This is a genomic window from Sinorhizobium alkalisoli (genome assembly GCF_008932245.1).
GTDB classification, from domain to species: domain Bacteria; phylum Pseudomonadota; class Alphaproteobacteria; order Rhizobiales; family Rhizobiaceae; genus Sinorhizobium; species Sinorhizobium alkalisoli.
Window position 1 is genome coordinate 591,040 of record NZ_CP034910.1, and the last position, 20,630, is coordinate 611,669.

A 20,630-nucleotide genomic window follows, 5' to 3' on the forward strand; every position below is an offset into this window, starting at 1 on the left:
CCATGGACAGGGGTCGAACAGCCATATTTGCGGTTGCCATGCTGGGCGGCATCCTCTGCCTCTTCTGGAGCGGCTCCTTCATTCCGGAGCGGGCGGGCGGCCTGGTATCGCAAGCGCAGGCGAGGGTCGGCAGGCCGGCGACGCCGATAAGCTATGCCGGTGTCGCGCGCCGCACGACGCGGCGAGCCGTCTATGCCGGCGCCGCCGCTGCAACATACTACGGTCCCGCATGCGTGGAAATTCGGGATGCATACGGCAATGTAGTGGGTTACCGATGCCCCTGAAGTGGTTGCCGACCAAGCGGTTGAGCCTGCCCCTCGCCTTCGGCCTGCTTGCGACGGTCCTGGCGGCATGCGCCAGCCGTCCGACCGGCGTACTCGAACCCGTGGCCGCCTCGCCATCGACCAGCCAGGTGGAGATGCTCGTTGCGACCACACGCGGCCGGGCGGAGAAGCGCGGCGAGATGTTCAGCGGCGAACGTGCGCGCAGCCCGACCTTCGCGAACATTACGGTGTCGATTCCGCCTGAAAGTGTGCGCAAGGAAGGCGAAGTGGCATGGCCGCGTCGGCTTCCGCCCAATCCGGCCACGGATTTCGCCACCCTCAAGGCCGAGGAAATCGACCGGCCGGCGGCCGAAAAATGGTTGAGCTCATCCGTGCGCAGGAGCCCGGATCGCAGCGTCCTCGTCTTCATCCACGGCTTCAACAATCATTTCGAGGATGCGGTCTTCCGTTTTGCGCAGATCGTTCACGATTCGGGTGCTCACAGCGCCCCGGTGCTGGCGACCTGGCCCTCGCGCGGCAGCCTGCTCGCCTATGGCTATGATCGCGAAAGCACCAACTATACGCGCAATGCGGTGGAGCGACTGTTCCAGTACCTGGCTCGCGATTCGGAGGTAAAGGAAGTATCGATCCTCGCCCATTCGATGGGCAACTGGCTGGCTCTGGAATCACTTCGTCAGATGGCCATCCGCAATGGCGGGCTGCCCGCGAAGTTCAAGAATGTCATGCTGGCGGCGCCCGACGTCGATGTGGACGTCTTTCGCTCGCAGATCGCGGATATGGGCAGGCAGCTTCCGCGCTTCACGCTTTTCGTCTCGCGCGACGATCGTGCGCTCGCCGCTTCCAGGCGTGTCTGGGGCAATGTGTCCCGGTTGGGTGCGATCGATCCGGAGCAGTCGCCCTACAAGGAAGAATTGTCCGCGAACAACATAGCGGTCATCGACATGACCAAGGTCAAATCCGGCGACAGGCTGCACCACATCAAGTTTGCAGAATCGCCGGAAATCGTCCAGTTGATCGGCACCCGCCTGTCGGCCGGACAGGCATTGACCGACAGCCGGTTGGGGCTGGGCGATCACATCGTTGCGGCGACGGCCGGAGCCGCGCACACGGTCGGTACGGCAACCGCCTTGGCCGTTGCCGCTCCGATTGCCGTGGTGGACCAGAACACCCGGGAAAACTACGCTCGCTATATCGAGGCCCTGACCGGGCCTTCCGGCCAGTCGACACAAGATACGACGGTTCCCGACTGCAGCAATCGAAGCCAGGCGAGGACTGGAAGTTGCAGCCGGTGATGAAAATCCAGCGAAGAGTGCCAGAAAGTGCTTGGTCGAACGACCGCGCTCCGTCATCATCCGCGCCGGGGTGAATCGATCGATCACGGAAGCAATTGTTACCGGGGGAAACGATGAAGTCTTGCCTTTTTCCAGCATTGGCGGCCGTAGGAAACTTGCTCGCTTTCGGCGGCGCGATGGCCGCGGACATCTATTCTCCGCTGACGCCGGCGGTTCAGGAGGCCACGACCGAGAGCGGTTGGACCTTCTCCTTTGCGCCCTATTTCTGGGCGGCGGGGCTCTCGGGAGACGTAGCGGCGTTCGGGCTGCCGGAGGCCAATGTCGACGCGAGCTTCAGCGATATCTTCGAACACCTGGATTTCGGGGCGATGGCGATCGGGGAAGCCCGCAACGGCCCCTACAGCATCTTTGGCGACGTGATGTATACGAAGATTTCGGGGCAGGCCGGCACGCCCCGGGGCATCCTCGCCACCGACGTCGAACTCTCTTCCGAGACATTCGCCGGACTGCTTGGGGCCGGTTATTCGGTCTTTGAAGACAGTTCAACGCGGCTGGATATCGTCGGCGGCCTGCGCGTCTGGCACGCCAAGACGGAGCTTTCCTTCAGTGGCGGCGTTCTCGACGGGGTCTCCCGAAGCGATGATGCGACCTGGGTGGACGGCGTGGCCGGTTTCCGCGGCACCTATTCGTTCACGCCGGAAATCTACCTGACCGGCTGGGGCCTCATCGGGGCGGGCGGCGCCGATCTCGATTGGGACGTCGCCGCGGCGATTGGCTACCGCTTCAGCGACACCATCTCGGCCGTCGCCGGCTACCGCGCCCTGGGGGTCGACTACAGCGATGACGGCTTCGTCTTCGACGTCGTTCAGCAGGGGCCGGTCCTGGGGCTCGTCGTGCGGTTTTAGGGCCAAGGCAATCGAGCCGCTCAATCGAACGGAACGGACCTCGCTTCCTTGCAGAAAGGTTCCAGCATTCTGCCCCTCTCATAAGTGGTCAGAGTCGGGTGAAAGCGGTGGTCGGGATCGTTTGGACGGCAATCGGCGTCGAATAAGTGGATCGCCGTGATCTCGATCGTTTGCATGAGTCTTGCGGAATTCAGTCGGGCACCATCCGCTCGAATTTCTGCAAAGAGGGATCGATCGGGTCCCATGCCTGGCCGCGGATGCTGTATGTAAGCGCTTGCGGGTTGAATTGGCTCGGATCGTCGAGGCTGGTCGCGTGGACGGCGATCAGTTCCGGCATGGCCGCAAATGTCAGATAGACCGGTGTTCCGCAGGTGGGGCAGAAGGCGTGGGTCTTGTGGTTCCCACTATCCGCGGCCACGCTCCACCGTGACGCTTCACCAGTCATTCTTACGTCGGCCTTCTGCGGAAAGGTCAAATAAGATCCGTGGCCGGTGCCGCTTCGTTTCTGGCAATCTCTGCATTGGCAGTGGTTCTCGAAGATGGGTTCACTGCTCGTTTCATAACGGATGGCGCCGCACGCGCAGCCTCCTGTGTAGGTCTTCCTGTTCATCGGGTCACTCCCGTTTTCCTGATGTGCCGGCGTGCGGTCAGAGGTCCATGCCCCGACCGGTTTCAAGGAAGGACTTCATGCTGGACAGCACGTACGGCCAGCCTTTGCTGATCCCGTTCAGCATGCTGCTGCCGGGCTGCAGGTCGTCATGCATGACGGTCAGCTTGACGATCTCACCCTGCGGCTCGATGTCGAAGGTGACACGACTGTATTGGTCGGGATCGTCCTTTTGGCTCTCATTCGCCCAGTTGATGACGAGCCGCTTCGGCGGGTCGCTTTCGATGACCTCGCCCACCAGGTCGACGGTTCGCGCCTCATCTGTGCGGATATGCTGCCATGCGGAGCCGGGCCGCCAGTCCTCCGAGACATTCTCATGGCCCCAGTAGCGGCGAGCGATTTCCGGCCGCGTGATCGCTTCGAACACCTTTTCGGGTGTCGTGCGGATAAAAGTGACGTAAACGAAACTGGCTGATTTGTCGGTCATGTCTTCTTCCTCTCAAGTTCCTGTTTGAGGTCGTGGAGAAGGCTCAGGCGTCCTTCCTCGAACTTCCGGATCCAGCGCTCGTAGACCTCGTAGAGCGGGACTGGGTTGATGAAGTGCAGCTTCTCGCGCCCGCGGCGCACCGTGCTGATTAGATTGGCCTGTTCCAGGAGGCCGAGATGCTGGGTCACGGATTGGCGTTTCATGTCCATGGCCTCGCAGAGCTGCCCGAGCGTCTGGCCATTCTGGGCGCAAAGACGGTCCAGCAGCATCCTGCGGCCGGGATCGGCCAGAGCCTTGAACACCTTGTCGTCATCCATTGATATCTCCGTATGCGATGACAGTCATGTATGCAGGTATTTGCCTGCATGTCAACAGATGCAGGCAAATACCTGCATAATTGAAGTGAGAACAATCGAGGGGGGCTTCATCCTGGCGATCGTCGCATCCAGGGCGAACGGCTGCTCCGGGAAACTTTGCGCATCGGGCTTTGCGGAAATCGGGTACGATTTTCGGGCCGATGCGCTATGTGGTCGGCGGACCCACTTCGAGGACCCGCAATTCCTGGAAGTGGTTCATATCCTCGAAACAGCAGAACGCCGGAGGTCGGGTGGGATGGCTTCGGCGTCGATGATGCTTCGTCCAGGATCGGGGGAATTGCAGACCTGCATAGGCAGGTTTCAAGAACGCTGTATGAAAATGCCCGGCCGGCGTTGCAGCCGGCCGGGCAGAAGAGTCAGGCGTTGATCGACCGCGCGAAAGGCAGGACGCGGATGCGCTTGCCGAGCGCCTTATAGGCGGCGTTGGCGACGGCCGGGCCGATCGGCGGGACGCCCGGCTCACCGATGCCGGAGGGCGGGTTGGCGGAGGGGACGATATGCACCTCGACCCGCGGCATGGCGTCGATCCTGAGCGGTGTGTACAGGTCGAAATTGCCCTGGTCGACCTGACCGTCGGTAAGCGTGATTTCCTCGCCGAGAATGGCGCCCAGACCAAAGCCGATCCCGCCTTCCACCTGCGCGCGGACCTGATCGGGATTGACCGCCAGGCCGCAATCGACGGCCGCTACCACGCGCTCGACCTTGATTCCACCATTGCCGTCGGCCGACACCTCGGCGATCTCGGCGACGACGGAGCCGAAGCTCTCGGCAATCGCGACGCCGCGGAAGCGGCCCTCGGGAAGAGGCTTGTCCCAGCCGGCCTTTTCCGCCGCGAGCTTCAGGACGGTCGCATGGCGCGAATCCGGTTCGAGCATGGAGAGGCGGAATTCGACCGGATCGCGCCCCGCCGCCTCGGCGATCTCGTCGAGGAAGGTTTCGGCCGCGAAGGCGGTATGGGTCGAACCGACGGAACGCCACCACAGAACCGGCACGCCGAAATCAGTGGTCGTCAGGCCGACCGTCTGGTTCGGGATGGCGTAGGGCAGGTTGCTTGCCCCCTCGACCGAGGTCGGGTCGACGCCGTTCTGAATCATCCCTTGCAGAGCCGTCCTTGCCACGATCGACTGGCCGACGATGTGATCGTCCCAGGCGACGAGTTTCCCGCTCTCGTCGAGGGCGGCCTTGAGGCTGTGGACATAGGCGGGTCGGTAGCGTCCGGCGCGCATATCGTCCTCGCGCGTCCATTGCACCTTCACCGGTGCACGGAAACCAATCGCCTTGGCCGCATAGACGGACTCGACGACGATATCGCCGTCGGAGACGGCCCGACGGCCGAAGCTGCCGCCGGACTTCATGACGTGGAGGCGCACCTTGTCGGGGGTGATGCCTGCGATCTCGCCCGCGAGCTTCTGGTAGATGTCCGGGAACTGGTGTCCGCCCCAGATCTCCAGCGTCCCGTCTTCGTTCATGCGCGCAACCGCATTCAGCGGCTCCATCGCCGCATGGGCGAGATAGGGGAAGTCGAAGCTTGCTTCAAGGACCTTGGTGGCCCCGGCGAAGGCTGCCTCCGTGTCGCCGTCCTTGCGCGCCATCGCAGCGGGGGGCTTCTTTGCCAGATCGCGATACATCGCCATCTGCTCGTCCGTGCCGCGTTTCTCCGCCACCGTCTCGTCCCACTCGACCGTGACCGCATCGCGCCCCTTGACCGCCGCCCACATGTGTTCGCCGATGATGGCGATGCCGCGCGGCGTCTCGACGACGTCGACCACGCCCTTGAGAGCCTTTGCGGCCGAAGCATCAAAGGACTTCACCTTCGCCCCGAACAGCGGCGGATGGATCATCACCGCCGTCAGCATGCCGGGCAGCTTGACGTCGATCGTGTATTGCTCCGTTCCGTTCGTCTTGCGGGCGCTGTCGAAACGCTTCAGCTTGTCATTGCCGATCAGCTTCCACTCGCCCGGCTGCTTCAGCGTCACATCGCCCGGCACCGGCATCGTCGCCGCCCTGGCGGCAAAGTCGCCGAAACCGCCGCTCTTGCCGGAGGGGTGGGCGAGACGGCCGTTCTCGACGGTGATCTCCGCCGCATCGACGCCCCATTCCTCGGCGGCAGCGACAACCAGCATCGCGCGCGCGGCCGCACCCGCCTTGCGATAGCGCTCCCACGATGTGGACATCGAGGTCGAGCCGCCCGTTCCCTGGATGGCGCCGCCGAAGGCGATATTGCCATAGGCCTGCACATTGCCAGCGGCACCCTTCACCTCGATCGCCGACCAGTCGGCATCGAGTTCCTCGGCCACCAGCGTGGCGATGCCGTTATAGGAGCCCTGGCCCATCTCGAACTGCGAGGAAAGCACGGTCACCTTGCCGTCGCCGTCGATCGTCACGTAGGGGGAAAAGGCGTGCGAGCCTGTCGCGTTCTCGCTGGCGGCCGCCGGCGCGGCGGCAAGCAGGCGGAAGCCGACGGCGATGCCGGTGCCGGCGGCAAGCGCGCCGATGAGGAACTGCCGCCGAGAGGCTTCGATCCGCAGGGACGGAAGGGAAACCGATTGCATCAGTCTCGGGATCATGACTTACGCCTCCAAACGTTTTGCGGCTTCGTGGATACCGGCACGGATCCGGTGATAGGTGGCGCAGCGACAGAGATTGCCCGACATCGCCGCGTCGATATCCGCGTCGCTCGGCTTCGGATTGCTGCTCAGAAGGTCCGTCGCCGACATGATCTGCCCGGATTGGCAATAGCCGCATTGCGGCACGTCGAGGTCGGCCCAGACCGCCTGCACCGTTTCGGCGACCTTGCCGTTCAGGCCCTCGATGGTCGTCACCTGAGCGCCTTCGATGTCACCGATGAAGGTCTGGCAGGAACGGACCGGCGAACCATCGACATAGACGGTGCAGGCGCCGCATTGGGCCATGCCGCAGCCGAATTTCGTCCCGGTCAGCCCGACAAGATCGCGGATGACCCAGAGCAGCGGCATGTCCGGTTCGGCGTCGACGGAGCGTTCGACGCCGTTGATCGTTACAATCACCATGGTGTTCTCCTCGCGTTGTGGCGCATGGCTGCACGGGGCGCAGATCCGGAGCGTACCGGTTTGTGCCCCCAGGCCAAGGCCGACTGCGGCGGAAGCTTAAAAGACCGTCCCGGTGGCCGGTATACTCAATCCTGCCGGATTATTGCCTATTCCTGTCGATTTAAACGAATGTCCTGTGGCGTTGAACGGCCACCTTCAGGTGGCCCATGGAAGCAGGGGCCGCGTCAGGCAGTTCGTGCTTAAGGGCACGCAACGTGCAAGCTGGGCCTAGCCCGCTTCCCTCAACTGCTGGCCCGTGCCCATGAAGCCACCGACGAGCAGATGTCCAAACATCAGCCAGGCGGGATGTGGTGCGATGGCCGAAACGAAACCGGCAAACTCAAGATCCATCCCAGACCAGGTGAAACAGCACCACGCCGGCGAAGGCCAGGCCATGAACCATGTCGACTGCGACAAGTTTCGACATCGAACTGACGCTCAATGATCGTGTGTCAGGGCACCGGCCGCCATTCGGTCGCCGGAAGACGACAGCACGTCTGAAAAAGCAGGCGCCCCAACGAGAAGCCGAAGGGCGTTTGCCGTGACCAGAACCGTTGCGCCCGTGTCGGCAAGGATGGCTGGCCACAGGCCGGTGATCCCCATGACCGTCGTCACCAGAAACACCGCCTTGAGACCCAGCGCGATTGTGATGTTCTGCCGGATATTCGCCATTGTCCGCTTCGACAGCGCGATCATCTCGGCGACGTCGTCGACGCGCCCATGCAGGCTGGCGGCATCGCCGGTTTCGAGCGCTACGTCCGTCCCGCCGCCCATCGCGACTCCGACATCGGCGGCGGCGAGCGCGGGAGCGTCGTTGATACCGTCGCCGACCTTGGCCACGCGAACGCCTTCGGCCTGCAATTGAGCGACAATCCGCTGTTTGTCCTGCGGTAGAAGGTCCGCGTGCACCTCGATGCCGAGCTCCCGACCGACGGCTTGGGCGGTGCGCGCGTTGTCGCCGGTCAGCATGATCGTGCGCAGACCGTCACCGGCCAGGCGCTTCAGGGCGGAGACGGCATCGGATCGGGGCTCATCCCGCATCGCCAGCGCACCGAAGGCCTTGTTGTCGGCCACCAGCACAGAGACGCTCTTGCCCTCGTCACGAAGCCCCTGCAGCCGCAATTCGCTTTTGGCATCAAGCGACGCGAGTTCTGCCGCCGCCTTTACGGACCCCAGGAAGAGATCCCGCCCTTCGACGCGGCCGGTGACGCCCTTGCCGCCAAGGGCCTTGGCATTCTCGGCGGGTGGCAGACTGATCGAGAGGTCCGCCGCTCTTTCCAGGATAGCCTTCGCCAAGGGATGGTTCGATCCGGCTTCGAGCGCCGCGGCAAGCCGCAAGACTTCAGCTTCGTCGGCTCCGAAGCCGACGATGTCCGTCACCTTCGGCCGCCCTTCGGTAAGCGTGCCGGTCTTGTCGAAGGCAACCGCTCCGATACGGCCAAACATCTCTAGCGCAGCGCCGCCCTTGATAAGGAGGCCGCGGCGGGCGCCTGAGGCGAGTGACGCCGCGACGGCAGCCGGTGTCGAGATCACCAGCGCACAGGGGCAGCCGATCAGGAGGATGGCGAGGCCCTTGTAGATCCATTCGCCCCAAGGTGCTCCGAAGGCGAGCGGCGGCAGGACCGCAACAATTGCCGCTACGAGAACGACGCCCGGCGTGTAGTAGCGCGAGAAACGATCGATGAAGCGCTCCGTGGGTGCCTTCGATTCCTGTGCCTGTTCGACGAGTTGCACCACGCGGGCGATCGTATTGTCCGCCGCCGCGGCGGTGACCCGGATACGAAGAACGGCTTCTCCGTTGATCGTCCCGGCAAATACCTGCGAGCCTGGCTGCTTTTGAACGGGTACGCTTTCGCCGGTGACCGGCGCCTCGTCCACGCCGCTTTCACCACTCTCGATGATCCCGTCGGCCGGAATGCGGTCGCCGGGCCTGACGAGGACAAGCGATTCCTTTTTCAGACTTTTCGCCGGCACCTCGCGCGTTACGTCCCCCTCCACTAGCAAGGTGGTCTTCGGCACGAGGTCGCTGAGCGCGGAGATCGAGGCACGGGCGCGGCCAGCAGCAAAGTCTTCCAGCAGTTCGCCGATGAGGAACAGAAAGACGACGACTGCGGCCTCATGTGTCGCACCGATGACCACCGCGCCTATCGCTGCGATCGTCATCAGGGTTTCGATCGAAAACGGCGCTCCGGCAAGCACCGCTCCCATAACGGCCCGGCGCGCAATCGGAACCAGGCCGACGAGCATCGCGACGGAGAAGAACCAGAAGCCGTAGGCCGGAAACGCCCGCGCCAGACCCCAGGCGGCAAGGAGTGCCAGACCATTGGCGATGACGCGCCTTAATTTGGGATCACGATACCATGGTCCTTCACCGGGACCGTGCACGTGATCGTGTGCATGCTTGTGAACGAGGCCCTCCGCGTGGCCGCCGCAGCATCCCTCGCTATCATGTGCGTGGGCGTGCCCACGTCCTGCATGATTATGATCATGTGGGTCGCTGCAGGCGGCAGTGTCCGCCGTCTCAGAACCAGAAAGCGTCTCGCCCGCCGATAGCGGCTTCGTGCCATAGCCCAGCGCGCGCACCCGCTTTTCGAGATTCTTCAGATCGGCATCGGCCTTATGACTGATCGTCATGCTGCGCGTCGCGACAGAAACAGCGACATTATCGATGCCTGCAACCCGACGCGCGGCACCTTCGATCTTGGCGGCGCAGCTTGCGCAGTCCATGCCTTCAAGCCGGTAGCGACTCTGGATCGCTTGCTTTTCCATGATACGTCCCTTCGGATCCGAATTCATAACGCCCAAAGAAGCCTACATGCTCTAACCGCTAGAGGATCAAGCCCCGAACGGGATGATCTTTATGCTTACGGATATTTAATCCTGGATCTCGGGCTAATCTTGGCCGTCGCCATGCCCGGGCCGCTGTGCCGCCCACTTCCGGGCTCCTGGAAGTGCAACGAAGCCGGTGTGAAGTCGCCGTTCAAGTTCAGGAGGGTGAGTTGAGACGCGCTGTCATTGAAGAACGTGATATCGGCCGCACCGGTCGATCGATGGCGTCCCTACGAGAATGTCGGCATGTTCGACCGTGATTTTTGGAGGGGTCCGCTCCGGCCTCATAGCAGGCGGCGCCGCCACAGCTTCCTGTGTTCTCACTTTAGCCTCAAGCAGCCCATCAACGACTGTGGATCGGGTTGAAATCAGAACACCCTAGCCTACATTCTCTAGTCGCTGGAGAATTAAGAGGCAAAGCGATGCGCACCATATCGATTGGCAAAGCCGCCAGGGAAAGCGGCGTGAAGGTTCCGACGATCCGCTATTACGAACAGATCGGACTGCTCGCTGCGCCGGAGCGCACCGAAAGCAATCGGCGAACGTACACGGATGATGACATTCGCAGACTGGCCTTCATACGGCACTCACGGGAACTGGGATTCGAGATCGATGCGATCCGGACCCTGATCGAACTCCAGGAACATCCGGCCGCCCCTTGTGCGGCGGCTGACGCGATTGCCAGGAGACGCCTCGAGGATGTCCAGGCGCGAATCCGAAAGCTCCGAGCTCTGGAGCAGGAACTGGAGCGGATGCTGGCTTCCGGCGTACACGGTCGCGTCCATAACTGCCGGGTCATCGAGGTCCTCGCCGACCATTATAAATGCGTCCACGAGGTGCATTGACGGCAGAAGGCTCTGCCATGGCTTCCAACGCCGAATGGCCGAACAGCAGGACGGTGATGAGCACCACGCCGCACAGCGGCGGCGACTGTCAAGCCCAGAAACAAGACCCGCCGCGGCGGTAAGCTGCGGCCGCGGCCCCCATCGTGGCGGCCAGGATCGGAGTGAACGTCATCCAAAAGGAAGTGCGCCTACGGCTTGGCCCGCTGCACCTACCAACGCGGGACGGAACACACCCGTGGCACCCGTCACATCGCGGCCCGCATCCCGGACCGGCAGATTCTTGCTTGGCGACGCGAAATTGCGGACGTTCAACTGCGATCGGGGTGGTGAACGGACCGAAGCTGAAACTGATTACCCCGCTATACTGTATATCTCGGCAAGGTCGCGTAGGTCCCAGTTTCCGCCGGACAACACCGCGCAGACTTTTTCGTCGGGCTTGACGTCTATGCTACCCGCCAGCAGTGCTCCGACCCCGATCGAGGCGGCTGGTTCAGCGATCAATTTCGCATCCTTGGCAAGAGCGCGCATCCCGGCGATGATGTGCTCGTCTTCCACGAGAACGAGCTCGTCGACATACTTTTCGATAATCGGATACGGGTTTTGACCCGGAACACTTAACCTCAAGCCATCCGCAATGGTGTTCTTCAAGGGAAGCGATGTGCGCTGCTTGTTTATCCGGCTGTGAAAATACTTCGGTGTCAAGGCAGGCTCTGCCCCGATAACGCGCACCGAGGGCTTCGTTTCCTTGATAGCGGTAGCGATTCCCGAGATCAGGCCCCCACCGCCTACGGGAACGATGACCGTATCCACATCGTCCAGGTCTTCGAGTATTTCGCACCCGATCGTTCCCTGACCGGCCATGACGATGGGGTCCTCGAAGCCGTGAATAACCGCATACTTGTTTCCTTCAGCGATTTCGTAGACCTTTTTCCATCTAGCAGCATTATCACCATCAAAAAGAATGACTTCCGCACCAAGGGCTTTTGTATTTTCAATCTTGATTTTGGGTGTGGTGATCGGAAGCACCAATATCACTTTTACGCCGAGCATCCTGGCGGCGTAAGCAAGCGCCTGAGCATGATTGCCCGACGACGTCGCGATAATGCCGTTTGCGATCTCTTCTCTCGAGAGCGAGAGAGCCTTGTTCAGGGCACCGCGGATCTTGAAGGCGCCAGTAATCTGCAGGGTTTCGGGTTTGAGATATAGCTGACAACCAGCGGATTTCTCAATCTTTTCTGCACGCAATAGCGGCGTGTGCCTGACGTGCGGTTTCAGCCGTTCCTGGGCCTCACGGATGTCCTGAATGGTGGGATAATTGCGCATGGTCATCACTCGAAAAATTGAAAGAAGGTGCCGACGTTATTGGCGATGGCGTTCTGATAGATTTTGCTGGCTGTCGTATTGTCTTGTATGGCCATCCCGGTGGAATCGAAAATCGTGATTTCGTCATCACTTTCTCGTCCAGGCTTCCGCCCCAACAATACCTCGCCGATTTCTCCATGGATGTCGTCTTTGGCGATGATATTTCTATTCAGCGGATGCCACGTCTCGCCCTTTTCTGTGCATTGCGAAATCGAGTCGACGACGATTTTCGCATTCCTGAATATCTCCGGGTCCAGTTCCTGTTTGCCTTGCTGGTCTGTACCGATCGCAACGATGTGTGTGCCGGGCTTCACCCAATCCGCTTCCACAAGCGACCCTTTCCCGCGGGTCGTTGTGATCAAGATATCGGCCTGCTCAACGGCTTCTTTCTTGGAGTTGCCCACGATTACAGGAATGCCATACTCGCTTTCGATATCCGTCTTGTATTTGAAGAGCGTATCCCGGTGATTGTCCCATGCATGGATCTCTTCGATCTTCATGATCTCATTGATCGCCCGGATTTGCATCCGTGCCTGGTTTCCTGTCCCGACCGATGTAATTTTCCTGGCGTCTTTCCTCGCCAGTGCTTTCACGGAAACGGCTCCAGACGCACCGGTTCTGAGACCAAGGATCAAGCTTCCGTCCATAACGCAAATCAACGCACCGCTCCTGGCATCAAACAGGAAAATGGTCGCCATGCCATTGGGTACCCCGTGTGCTGTCGGGTTATCAATGAACCCTCCGGAAGAGGCTTTCATGGAGATCACTTCATTGGCTTTGTAGTAACCGAGCTTGAAGTCGATTTCCCCACGAGGCGACGGGAGATCTATTCCGATATAGTCCGGTTGTTCGACCTGATCGCTCTTAAAGGCCCTGTATGCCTCTTCTACCGCGCCGATGACTTCCGTCATGCCGATCAGCCGTCTTACTTCATCCTTCTTAAGCAGCAGCGTTTTCATGCATGACCTTTCTATTTTTGGCATCGGCACAGCACCGCAATCACGATAGTGGGAGTGCGGTGAGATTAGTGGCCGGATGCGCCTCGACGGAAGCAGATTGTTCTGTATCGCATAAGGGCTTTGGCAGAGAGTTGCAGCCGGCGCCTTCCGAGGCATCGGCGTATAGATTCCGTCACGGTCGGCATAAGATGCGGCACAGGCGATAAAGCTTAGCGCGGACGCGTGCGCATGTCCGTACGTCGGGAGGAGCTGCTGTCTTTGCGGCTTACCTTCGTCCTTGAAGATACGGGCCGGAACCGCATCATGACCAACCGAGCGATCATTCTCTAGAAGATGACACCAAAGCATCTGGACAGGGCATTGGAACTGTCCCGAACGCCAACTGCCTTTATAGCGCTTGATACATAACCAAGGCGTCAACATAGCCATGCGTCGGGTGCCTGAACGCGCCGGGCAATGTGCCCACGACTTCAAAACCCATTTTCTGCCATAGCGAAATGGCCCACCGGTTGGTGCTCACGACGAAGTTGAACTGCATTGCCCGATACCCGTGGGCGCGGGCCGTTGCCATTGAGTGTTCGCACATGCGGCGTGCGACGCCTCTACCCGTCGCATCAGGCGCTGTAACATATCCACAGTTGCAAACATGCCGACCACCGCCAGCCTGATTGGGACGCATGTAATAGGTGCCGAGGATGGCGCCCGCTTGCTCGGCAACGAAGACCTCCTTGTCTGCTCCCATCCAGTACGCGAGAGCCTCTGCCCGGCTCAGGCTCGGATCGAGCGCATAGGTTTCTCCCGCTCGGATCACGGGCTCGATGATTGACCAGACGGCGGGAGCGTCTCCGGATGAGACGGGGCGAATATGCATGGCGGCATGATCAGCCTTTGCGGCAGGTGCTGAGAAGCGGGTCATGGTGTTTTTAGCCTTTGCTGACTGGGAAATGGCGGCTCCGCCCTCGGCGCCTCGAGGTTGCATCCCTCCGCGCGAAATCGAAAGAGCCAATCTTGACCTTAGTCCAGAATTTCCTGCTGACGATTCGAGGAATCCGGCCGGTACAGCGGCTGAAGCGCGGCCTACGATTGCTCATAACGGGGCGAAGCGCATGACCACTTTCCGCCCGAAAGACATCACCTTCGACTGCCACGGCAGGCTGATCAACTTTCAAATAGCGGAGGCGGCACGCGATCTTTACGGCGATCGAATGAGGGAATCGAGGTCTGCCACGAGGTTACTGCTGGAACAGGCTTGCCAGCGGCAAATGCGCTTTGACCAGGGGCGATTTCAGCACGACGAAGCTGAAGTACTTGTCGATGCCGATCTCCGAATCGAGAAGCCGCTCCATCAGCGTCTGATACTCTTCGATTCCTGCGGTGACGAACTTTACGAGATAATCGTAGCCTCCCGAAACCAGATGGCACTCGATGACCTGATCGACCTTCTCGATCGCAGCAAGAAATCTCGCGAAGTCGCCTTGACGGTGGTTCTTCAGCGTGATTTCGGTGAACACCGTCAACGTCTGCCCCAGTTTTCCGATATTGATCTGCGCAGAATAGCCCTCGATATAGCCCTCCGCCTGCAGCTTTTTCACTCGCAGCAAACAAGGACTTGGCGAGAGATTGACGATTTCCGCAAGCTCGACATTCGTCATTCGGCCATTCTTCTGCAATGCGTTGAGTATCTTGACGTCGATCCGATCAAGTTTCATTGGCTTGCTCCGTCCCGCATCATCATCTGCCACGTGTCCTTAGACATTGGATGAATGAATCGCGTCGCAGACGGCCTCGGTAACCTCCCGGGTCGTGGCGGTACCGCCTACGTCGGGGGTAAGGATCCCGGCGCCGGTCACCCGCTCGACAGCGCGCATGAGGCGGGCCGAAGCGTCCTGCTCGCCGAGGTGGTCAAGCATCTGGGCAGCCGTCCAGAAGGTGGCGACCGGATTGGCGATGCCCTTTCCGGTAATGTCGAAGGCGGAGCCATGGATCGGCTCGAACATCGATGGGAAGCGACGCTCCGGGTCGATATTCGCCGTCGGTGCAACCCCGAGGCTGCCAGACAGGGCGCCAGCGAGATCGGAGAGGATGTCGGCGTGCAGGTTGGTTGCCACGATGGTGTCGAGGCTCTGCGGCTTGAGCGTCATCCGGACTGTCATAGCATCGACCAGCATCTTGTCCCAGGTCACGTCCGGGAATTCCTCCGCTACCTCAGCAGCGATCTCGTCCCACATGACCATGCCATGTCGCTGGGCATTCGATTTCGTAACGACCGTGAGCAACTTGCGCGGGCGGGATTGGGCCAACCTGAAGGCGTAGCGCATGATGCGGGAGACGCCCACGCGGGTGAAGATGGCAACCTCCGTGCCGACCTCTTCGGGCAGGCCGCGGTGGGCGCGGCCGCCATGGCCAGAATATTCGCCTTCGGAGTTCTCACGCACGATCACCCAGTCGACGTCGTCGGGGCCGCAATTGCGCAGCGGGGGGGTTATGCCAGGCAGGATCTTGGTTGGTCGGACATTGGCGTACTGGTCGAAACCCTGGCAGATCGGCAACCTGAGCCCCCAAAGGGTGATATGGTCCGGAACATCCGGTGCTCCGACCGCGCCGAAATAGATAGCGTCGAATTTCTTGAGCTGCTCCAGCCCGTCCGAGGGCATCATCACGCCATGTTTCTTGTAGTAGTCAGATCCCCAGTCGAAATTTTCTACGGTAAATTTCACGTCGCCGAGTCGCTTCTCGAGGGTCGCAAGGACCGTCCGGCCGGCGGCGATCACCTCAGGTCCGATGCCGTCGGCGGGTATGGTTGCGATGGTGTATTCACGCATCAAACTTCTCCGTACGTTATTCGCTCATGTTGGTTGGCAGCGGCCGTTACTGCGCCTTCACCGCATGCGATTGCGTCGACGTCGCGACTCCGCCGCAAATCAGGCTCTGGCCGAGCCGAGCGGAAGCACCCGCGATAGTGCCTCCACCGCGCCGAACCGGGGCACCGGCATCCTCAGCGCCGCCTGGCAGGCTATGAGCGCTGGTCAGCGTTGATCGAGCAATTTTATCTGGAGATCTTCCCAGTGCTCCTGGAACGCCTCTCGCGCCGTATCGTAATGGCGGCTTCTCAAGCTGTTGATGAGCCGCTCGTGTTCTTCCGCCATTTCTTCGGCAGTCGCGTAGAAATCCTGCCGCTGTGCGAGGAGAAGCTCGATCTCGCCCTCGAGGTCTGAATAGGTTCGCTTCAGCCGAGGGCTGCCGCTAGCGGCAATGATCGCGCGGTGGAAGTCACGGTCCGCGGCAACCAGCAGGGATCTGTCGGAGGATAGAGTCGACCTGTGCATAACCTCGACCGCCTCCAGCGCCAGAGGCGGGATGATCCCCGTGAGCACGATCAGACGAATGGCCTCGCCCTCGATGGCGCCGCGCACGCGTGTGATATCGACAATATCGTCGGGCCCGAATTCGGGCACCACGAAGCCTCGGTTCGGTATCTGACGCAGCAAACCCTGCGTGACGAGCACCTGGGCTGCTGTACGGAATGTGTGCCGCGAGGTCGAATGCTCCTCGCACATCTTCACGTCGCGAAGGAACTCGCCCGGTTGGAAATCTCCCGACAAGATGCGCCGTCGCAAGGCCTGGGTCAGGATTTCCACCGCGCTAACGGGCAAGGGCTCGACATTGATCTCAAGATCTTCGGCTTGGTTCCTGGCGTGCGGCGTCGGCATGGCTTTGGCTTTGCTCGTTGATTTTTGCATACCTACGCCATATGCGGCGGCGTAGGGCAAGGGAGATGATATTGTGCCGCCCGGCTGCATGGTGGCGGGTTCTAGATCTGCACGGACCGAAGCGCCTCGTCGACGCCCTCGAGCAGACGCGCCGCGTTGGCCGATGTGAAGATGAGCGGGGGCCTGATCTTCAGGATATGCGCGTCCGCTCCCGTCGCGGAAATGAGGATGCGCCGGTCGCGCAGGGCATTGACGGCTGCAAGCGCACGGTCCATGTCCGGCGTTTTCCGGTCTCGATCCTTGACGAGTTCGACGCCGAAATAGAGGCCGGCCCCGCGAACATCGCCGACAAATTCATATTTCGTCTGTAGGTCCCGGAGGCCTTCGAGGATTTCGCCGCCGACCTTGGCGGCGTTGTCTAACAGGCCCTCTTCGAGGATCGTGTCGAGCACGGCCCTTGCAGCGGCGATAGCGACGGAGTTGCCGCCAAATGTGTTGAAGTAGCGCATGTTGGATCCGAATTCGGCGACGAGTTCGGGCCGCAGGACTACGCCGGCAACGGGATAGCCGTTGCCCATGGGCTTGCCCATGGTTACGATGTCCGGATCGACCTTGTGACGGGAGTGACCCCAAAAATGGGTACCGGTCCGCCCGAATCCGGATTGCACCTCGTCGGCGATGAACAGGCCACCCGCCTTGCGCACCACTTCCGCCACGGGCGCCAATACGTCCGTCGGATCGACATAGAGACCATCGGAAGAGAAGACGGAGTCGGCGATGAAGGCCGCTAGGCCGCCGCCATGCCGCTCCATGTCGGCGATCTGCCGCGCGACATCCTCCGCCATCCGCCGGCCGATTTCCTCGACGGGCAGGCGGTAGGAATCCGGCGCGGCGACCGTGCGAAGATAGGGATCCAGGGCCGACTTCTTGCCGAGCGACGGCGAGATTGCCGCCACCGCGCCGCTGTTGCCGTGATAGGCTTCGGCCGTGACGATGACGCCGGTCTTGCGTGTGTGGTAACGCGCGATACGCAAGGCGAGATCGTTGGCTTCCGAGCCCGTGCATGTGAACATCGCGCATCCGGTCCGGCCGAGTTCGCCACCGAACGTATTGATCAGGGCTTCGGCATAGTCCAGCAGCGGTTCCTGCATGTAACGCGTGTGGGTACAGAGTAACTCGAGCTGCTTCTGGATCGCCTCGACGACACGCGGATGAGAGTGACCCAGCGATACAACGTTGTTGTAGGCGTCGAGATATTCGTTGCCGTGCTTGTCATAGAGGAAGACGCCCTTGGCACGCGAGATCTCAACCGGCGACTTGTAGAAGAGCCGATAAGCGGGCCCGAGCAGCCTTTGCCGCTTGATGATATGCGCCAGATCTTCACTTGTGAGATGAGACGTGTCCTGAGGATTGAAGCCATTTGGCATGTCGCCACGGAAGCCCTTGGGCAGGGTAGTCGCTTGCTTGGACATTACGGTTCCTATCGTGTCAGAAGGTCGGAAATCTGTGCGGTCGAAATCGAGTGGAACCACTCGAGGTGGGCCCAGCCGGCTTCGGTATTGCGCAGGATATAGCGGCTATTCTCCGGGAAGATTTCGGCGCGCCAGCACGTCAGCAGCGCACGGACCGCAAGACGGCCCATTGACAGGAAGGGGACGAGCCGGAGTTCCTCGTCCGTCAGTTCGGCATGGCGGAGATAGCCGCGCAGAACGTCGCGCGGTTCGTCGAACAGGTCACGCCGGTTCCCATGATCGGAGGTTTTTGGCATCTGATTCATCAACGCCGTGGAGACATCGACGGCAATGGCGGTACGGACCGCATCGCCGAAATCGATGACGCCGGTCAGGAACTGCGGGCTGGCGTGATCGACGACTAGGTTCGACGTATTGAAGTCGTTATGGAGCACCTGCCGCCGGCACAGGTCGAGCCTCGGCTTGACTTCGGCAAACCGCTCGAGCGCGCGGACGGTCCAGGCCCGCTTGTCGGCCGCGGGGACGAAGCGCAACAGATCTGCAAGATCGAGCAGATGGGTCACGTCCCATGCCACCGCCCGGCCGTCTGCAGGATGCGAAAAATCGGCCATGGAATGACGCAGCTTTGCCAGGATTTCGCCGATCCGTTCGCGCTGTGGGGCTGTGCAAGACGTCCGGTCGAGCGGAGTACCGGGAAGGAAGGTAATGAGCCGTACCACTCGCCGCTCGCCGGCTCTCGTAATGACGACGGGCAAATCCGCGCCGTCGACATCGCGAAGGGCACGGGGGATGGGTAGATCAGGGGCCTGCTGCTCGAGATGACGCATCAGCGCGACCTGGAAATCGAGCTCCTCCATCCGCTCGGAAGGATGAGCGATCTTCAGCACGAACTTCCCTTGGGCCGCACAGTCGAGGAGGAACGTGTCGTCTTTCTCGGTTTCAAAGCGCGTGGCCGAGCCACGCGCGCCATATAGTCGCTCGGCGATTTCTTCGGCTTCCGCAGCGCCCACGGGATGGCACGCCTCGGAAAGCTCAGGGGCGCGGGCTGGCCCGTACTGACTCTTGTGATCCATCTTCAACTCATTCAGGTCCTGCCTCGGGATTGGCAGCTCGATGGCCTCAGTATCTCACATTTCATTTTTTGTACAACAATTTCTTCTTTGCAGAGGTACTTCGCGGTGGGATGGATCTCCTTCTGCCGAATGAAGATTGACGACTGCGCAGGCGTTCTGAAGAACCCCTGCAGCAATATGCCGAGAATTTTCAACCACATGGCGAGCACATTGTTTTCTTGAATAGCGACGCATTCAAGCCGTCGAAAAGCGGCAGAATGATAGGCCTGAAAAAAATTGTTGGACAATCAGTTGCTATCGCAGCACAGTTATGCCAGTGTGCTCCCACTGGCTGGAATGCAGCAAGCAAGTTGGAGTGCTCCGCCTGGCCGGATTGGCCCGATAAAAGGCAAATGAAACGAACTGATCAGATACGGACTCTCAAAGGTACGTGCTTCGCTGCCGCATTGCGGTCTGTCGGCGCCGCGACCTCTTTAGACAGGCAGCATGCCCACCACGATGACCTTGGATAGGCACACTGTGCCGCAAAAATTTGGCCGTGAAAATTTGGAAGGACTACACGCCATGACTCAATTTCGACCAAAGTATGTCACCTTCGACTGCTATGGCACGCTTACCAATTTCGATATGGCCGGCGCTGCGCGACGCGTCTATGGCGAGCGTCTCTCCCCAGAAGCGATGGCCGGCTTTGTCGAGGCCTTTAGAGGCTATCGCCTTGACGAGGTGCTAGGGCCATGGAAACCTTTCCTCGAAGTGGTACACAATTCCGTCGAACGCAGTTGCAAACGCATCGGTATCCCGTTCAAACCCGAAGACGCACAACGCATCTATGACGAAGTGCCAACCTGGGGGCCCCACCCGGACGTTCCGGCTGGCCTGTCCAGGGTGGCCGAGGAAATTCCGCTGGTCATCCTGTCGAACTCCATGAACAGCCTGATCATGTCGAACGTGGAAAAGCTGGGCGCGCCCATCCATATGGTCATCACGGCAGAAGAAGTCGGGGCATACAAACCTCTGATGAAGGGCTTCGAATACATGCTCGACAAGCTCGGCTGCGGGCCCGAAGACATTACCCACGTGTCCTCATCCTTCCGCTACGACCTGATGACCGCCTATGACCTGGGCATCAAGAGCAAGGTCTGGGTCAACCGCGGCCATGAGCCGGCCAATCCCTATTACGAATACACCGAGATCAAGGATATTGGCGGGTTAGCCGCCGCCGTTGGCCTGGAGCCAGCCCTCAAGCGCGCCTGAAAACTAGCGCTCGGGCGCTATTGCTACGATGAGACCGGGGCGGTTCATTCGCCCCTTCTCTTTATTGTTCGACAGGCGAGCAAAACATGGCCTTCCGGCGACCCCT

The 20,630-nt window shown here is 60.7% G+C and carries 20 protein-coding genes and 1 pseudogene; 6 read left to right on the plus strand and 15 right to left on the minus strand.

Annotated elements, in window-relative coordinates:
- The first annotated feature begins 2 nt into the window (after positions 1 to 2).
- The 3 genes from EKH55_RS20415 (at position 3) to EKH55_RS20425 (ending at position 2,481) form a co-directional block, all read left to right on the plus strand.
- Positions 3 to 284, plus strand: coding sequence for a hypothetical protein (locus tag EKH55_RS20415; protein WP_151612829.1), 282 nt, complete (start codon positions 3 to 5; stop codon positions 282 to 284).
- The gene (locus EKH55_RS20420) at positions 275 to 1,576 is read left to right on the plus strand and encodes an alpha/beta hydrolase (RefSeq protein WP_151613897.1); all 1,302 of its coding nucleotides are present in this window, start codon (positions 275 to 277) and stop codon (positions 1,574 to 1,576) included. Before EKH55_RS20415 ends, EKH55_RS20420 begins: the two co-directional genes overlap by 10 nt.
- Before the next feature lie 113 nt (positions 1,577 to 1,689).
- The gene (locus EKH55_RS20425; protein ID WP_151612831.1) at positions 1,690 to 2,481 is read left to right on the plus strand and encodes a hypothetical protein; all 792 of its coding nucleotides are present in this window, start codon (positions 1,690 to 1,692) and stop codon (positions 2,479 to 2,481) included.
- Positions 2,482 to 2,671: 190 nt separating this feature from the next.
- Here the strand turns inward: EKH55_RS20425 and EKH55_RS20430 are convergent, their stop codons facing one another.
- From EKH55_RS20430 to EKH55_RS20455, 7 genes are all read right to left on the minus strand, one after another.
- Positions 2,672 to 3,091 carry a GFA family protein gene (locus tag EKH55_RS20430; RefSeq protein ID WP_151612833.1) on the minus strand — a complete coding sequence of 140 codons (420 nt, stop codon included), beginning with the start codon at positions 3,089 to 3,091 and terminating at the stop codon, positions 2,672 to 2,674.
- A gap of 37 nt (positions 3,092 to 3,128) precedes the next feature.
- Complete coding sequence (locus tag EKH55_RS20435) at positions 3,129 to 3,575, minus strand: SRPBCC family protein (RefSeq protein WP_151612835.1); 447 nt, start codon at positions 3,573 to 3,575, stop codon at positions 3,129 to 3,131.
- A complete protein-coding gene (locus tag EKH55_RS20440) occupies positions 3,572 to 3,892 on the minus strand; it encodes an ArsR/SmtB family transcription factor (protein ID WP_069457273.1) in 321 nt (106 codons plus the stop codon). The genes EKH55_RS20435 and EKH55_RS20440 overlap by 4 nt, the downstream gene beginning before the upstream one ends.
- A 416-nt stretch (positions 3,893 to 4,308) precedes the next feature.
- Positions 4,309 to 6,519, minus strand: coding sequence for a xanthine dehydrogenase family protein molybdopterin-binding subunit (locus EKH55_RS20445; RefSeq protein WP_151612837.1), 2,211 nt, complete (start codon positions 6,517 to 6,519; stop codon positions 4,309 to 4,311).
- A 3-nt stretch (positions 6,520 to 6,522) separates the two neighbouring features.
- Positions 6,523 to 6,981: a (2Fe-2S)-binding protein gene (locus tag EKH55_RS20450; protein ID WP_151612839.1), complete on the minus strand. Its 459-nt coding sequence runs from the start codon at positions 6,979 to 6,981 to the stop codon at positions 6,523 to 6,525.
- Positions 6,982 to 7,248: 267 nt separating this feature from the next.
- Entirely contained in the window at positions 7,249 to 7,416 is a 168-nt protein-coding gene (locus EKH55_RS29470) for a hypothetical protein (protein ID WP_192803848.1), read from the minus strand.
- A 42-nt stretch (positions 7,417 to 7,458) separates the two neighbouring features.
- The gene (locus EKH55_RS20455) at positions 7,459 to 9,789 is read right to left on the minus strand and encodes a heavy metal translocating P-type ATPase (protein ID WP_246231958.1); all 2,331 of its coding nucleotides are present in this window, start codon (positions 9,787 to 9,789) and stop codon (positions 7,459 to 7,461) included.
- 482 nt (positions 9,790 to 10,271) lie between these two features.
- On the opposite strand from EKH55_RS20455, the gene EKH55_RS20460 reads away from it, so the two are divergent.
- Positions 10,272 to 10,694 carry a MerR family transcriptional regulator gene (locus EKH55_RS20460; RefSeq protein WP_151612843.1) on the plus strand — a complete coding sequence of 141 codons (423 nt, stop codon included), beginning with the start codon at positions 10,272 to 10,274 and terminating at the stop codon, positions 10,692 to 10,694.
- Between the two features lie 351 nt (positions 10,695 to 11,045).
- Here the strand turns inward: EKH55_RS20460 and EKH55_RS20465 are convergent, their stop codons facing one another.
- The 3 genes from EKH55_RS20465 to EKH55_RS20475 all read right to left on the minus strand — a co-directional run bounded on the left by EKH55_RS20465 (position 11,046) and on the right by EKH55_RS20475 (position 13,886).
- Positions 11,046 to 12,023, minus strand: coding sequence for a threonine/serine dehydratase family protein (locus tag EKH55_RS20465; protein ID WP_192803849.1), 978 nt, complete (start codon positions 12,021 to 12,023; stop codon positions 11,046 to 11,048).
- On the minus strand, positions 12,023 to 13,015 hold the full coding sequence (locus tag EKH55_RS20470; RefSeq protein WP_151612847.1) for an ornithine cyclodeaminase family protein: 993 nt from the start codon (positions 13,013 to 13,015) through the stop codon (positions 12,023 to 12,025). The genes EKH55_RS20465 and EKH55_RS20470 overlap by 1 nt, the downstream gene beginning before the upstream one ends.
- A gap of 388 nt (positions 13,016 to 13,403) precedes the next feature.
- Positions 13,404 to 13,886: a GNAT family N-acetyltransferase gene (locus EKH55_RS20475; RefSeq protein ID WP_192803874.1), complete on the minus strand. Its 483-nt coding sequence runs from the start codon at positions 13,884 to 13,886 to the stop codon at positions 13,404 to 13,406.
- A gap of 235 nt (positions 13,887 to 14,121) precedes the next feature.
- On the opposite strand from EKH55_RS20475, the pseudogene EKH55_RS20480 reads away from it, so the two are divergent.
- Positions 14,122 to 14,235: pseudogene (locus EKH55_RS20480) on the plus strand (haloacid dehalogenase type II); the annotation flags it as partial.
- 12 nt (positions 14,236 to 14,247) lie between these two features.
- On the opposite strand, the gene EKH55_RS20485 reads toward EKH55_RS20480, so the two are convergent.
- From EKH55_RS20485 to EKH55_RS20505, 5 genes are all read right to left on the minus strand, one after another.
- Positions 14,248 to 14,724 (minus strand): Lrp/AsnC family transcriptional regulator, encoded by a 477-nt coding sequence (locus tag EKH55_RS20485; protein ID WP_151612851.1) that lies wholly within the window; start codon positions 14,722 to 14,724, stop codon positions 14,248 to 14,250.
- Between the two features lie 39 nt (positions 14,725 to 14,763).
- Positions 14,764 to 15,837, minus strand: a complete 1,074-nt coding sequence (locus EKH55_RS20490) for a tartrate dehydrogenase (protein WP_151612853.1) — start codon at positions 15,835 to 15,837, stop codon at positions 14,764 to 14,766.
- Between the two features lie 204 nt (positions 15,838 to 16,041).
- Positions 16,042 to 16,725 (minus strand): GntR family transcriptional regulator, encoded by a 684-nt coding sequence (locus EKH55_RS20495; RefSeq protein ID WP_192803850.1) that lies wholly within the window; start codon positions 16,723 to 16,725, stop codon positions 16,042 to 16,044.
- Positions 16,726 to 16,826: 101 nt separating this feature from the next.
- A complete protein-coding gene (locus tag EKH55_RS20500; protein ID WP_151612856.1) occupies positions 16,827 to 18,197 on the minus strand; it encodes an aspartate aminotransferase family protein in 1,371 nt (456 codons plus the stop codon).
- Between the two features lie 8 nt (positions 18,198 to 18,205).
- Entirely contained in the window at positions 18,206 to 19,207 is a 1,002-nt protein-coding gene (locus tag EKH55_RS20505) for a phosphotransferase (protein ID WP_151613898.1), read from the minus strand.
- Positions 19,208 to 19,834: 627 nt separating this feature from the next.
- Here EKH55_RS20505 and EKH55_RS20510 point away from each other — a divergent pair.
- Positions 19,835 to 20,524: a haloacid dehalogenase type II gene (locus EKH55_RS20510; RefSeq protein WP_151612858.1), complete on the plus strand. Its 690-nt coding sequence runs from the start codon at positions 19,835 to 19,837 to the stop codon at positions 20,522 to 20,524.
- The last annotated feature ends 106 nt before the right edge of the window (positions 20,525 to 20,630 follow it).

What these genes read in the sequence shown, in the direction of transcription:
- EKH55_RS20415 (WP_151612829.1), top strand. Translation starts at nt 3, where the DNA reads ATGGACAGGGGTCGAACAGCCATATTTGCGGTTGCCATGCTGGGCGGC.
- EKH55_RS20420 (WP_151613897.1), top strand. Translation starts at nt 275, where the DNA reads ATGCCCCTGAAGTGGTTGCCGACCAAGCGGTTGAGCCTGCCCCTCGCC.
- EKH55_RS20425 (WP_151612831.1), top strand. Translation starts at nt 1,690, where the DNA reads ATGAAGTCTTGCCTTTTTCCAGCATTGGCGGCCGTAGGAAACTTGCTC.
- EKH55_RS20430 (WP_151612833.1), bottom strand. Translation starts at nt 3,091, where the DNA reads ATGAACAGGAAGACCTACACAGGAGGCTGCGCGTGCGGCGCCATCCGT.
- EKH55_RS20435 (WP_151612835.1), bottom strand. Translation starts at nt 3,575, where the DNA reads ATGACCGACAAATCAGCCAGTTTCGTTTACGTCACTTTTATCCGCACG.
- EKH55_RS20440 (WP_069457273.1), bottom strand. Translation starts at nt 3,892, where the DNA reads ATGGATGACGACAAGGTGTTCAAGGCTCTGGCCGATCCCGGCCGCAGG.
- EKH55_RS20445 (WP_151612837.1), bottom strand. Translation starts at nt 6,519, where the DNA reads ATGATCCCGAGACTGATGCAATCGGTTTCCCTTCCGTCCCTGCGGATC.
- EKH55_RS20450 (WP_151612839.1), bottom strand. Translation starts at nt 6,981, where the DNA reads ATGGTGATTGTAACGATCAACGGCGTCGAACGCTCCGTCGACGCCGAA.
- EKH55_RS29470 (WP_192803848.1), bottom strand. Translation starts at nt 7,416, where the DNA reads ATGGCCTGGCCTTCGCCGGCGTGGTGCTGTTTCACCTGGTCTGGGATG.
- EKH55_RS20455 (WP_246231958.1), bottom strand. Translation starts at nt 9,789, where the DNA reads ATGGAAAAGCAAGCGATCCAGAGTCGCTACCGGCTTGAAGGCATGGAC.
- EKH55_RS20460 (WP_151612843.1), top strand. Translation starts at nt 10,272, where the DNA reads ATGCGCACCATATCGATTGGCAAAGCCGCCAGGGAAAGCGGCGTGAAG.
- EKH55_RS20465 (WP_192803849.1), bottom strand. Translation starts at nt 12,023, where the DNA reads ATGACCATGCGCAATTATCCCACCATTCAGGACATCCGTGAGGCCCAG.
- EKH55_RS20470 (WP_151612847.1), bottom strand. Translation starts at nt 13,015, where the DNA reads ATGAAAACGCTGCTGCTTAAGAAGGATGAAGTAAGACGGCTGATCGGC.
- EKH55_RS20475 (WP_192803874.1), bottom strand. Translation starts at nt 13,886, where the DNA reads ATGCATATTCGCCCCGTCTCATCCGGAGACGCTCCCGCCGTCTGGTCA.
- EKH55_RS20485 (WP_151612851.1), bottom strand. Translation starts at nt 14,724, where the DNA reads ATGAAACTTGATCGGATCGACGTCAAGATACTCAACGCATTGCAGAAG.
- EKH55_RS20490 (WP_151612853.1), bottom strand. Translation starts at nt 15,837, where the DNA reads ATGCGTGAATACACCATCGCAACCATACCCGCCGACGGCATCGGACCT.
- EKH55_RS20495 (WP_192803850.1), bottom strand. Translation starts at nt 16,725, where the DNA reads ATGCCGACGCCGCACGCCAGGAACCAAGCCGAAGATCTTGAGATCAAT.
- EKH55_RS20500 (WP_151612856.1), bottom strand. Translation starts at nt 18,197, where the DNA reads ATGTCCAAGCAAGCGACTACCCTGCCCAAGGGCTTCCGTGGCGACATG.
- EKH55_RS20510 (WP_151612858.1), top strand. Translation starts at nt 19,835, where the DNA reads ATGACTCAATTTCGACCAAAGTATGTCACCTTCGACTGCTATGGCACG.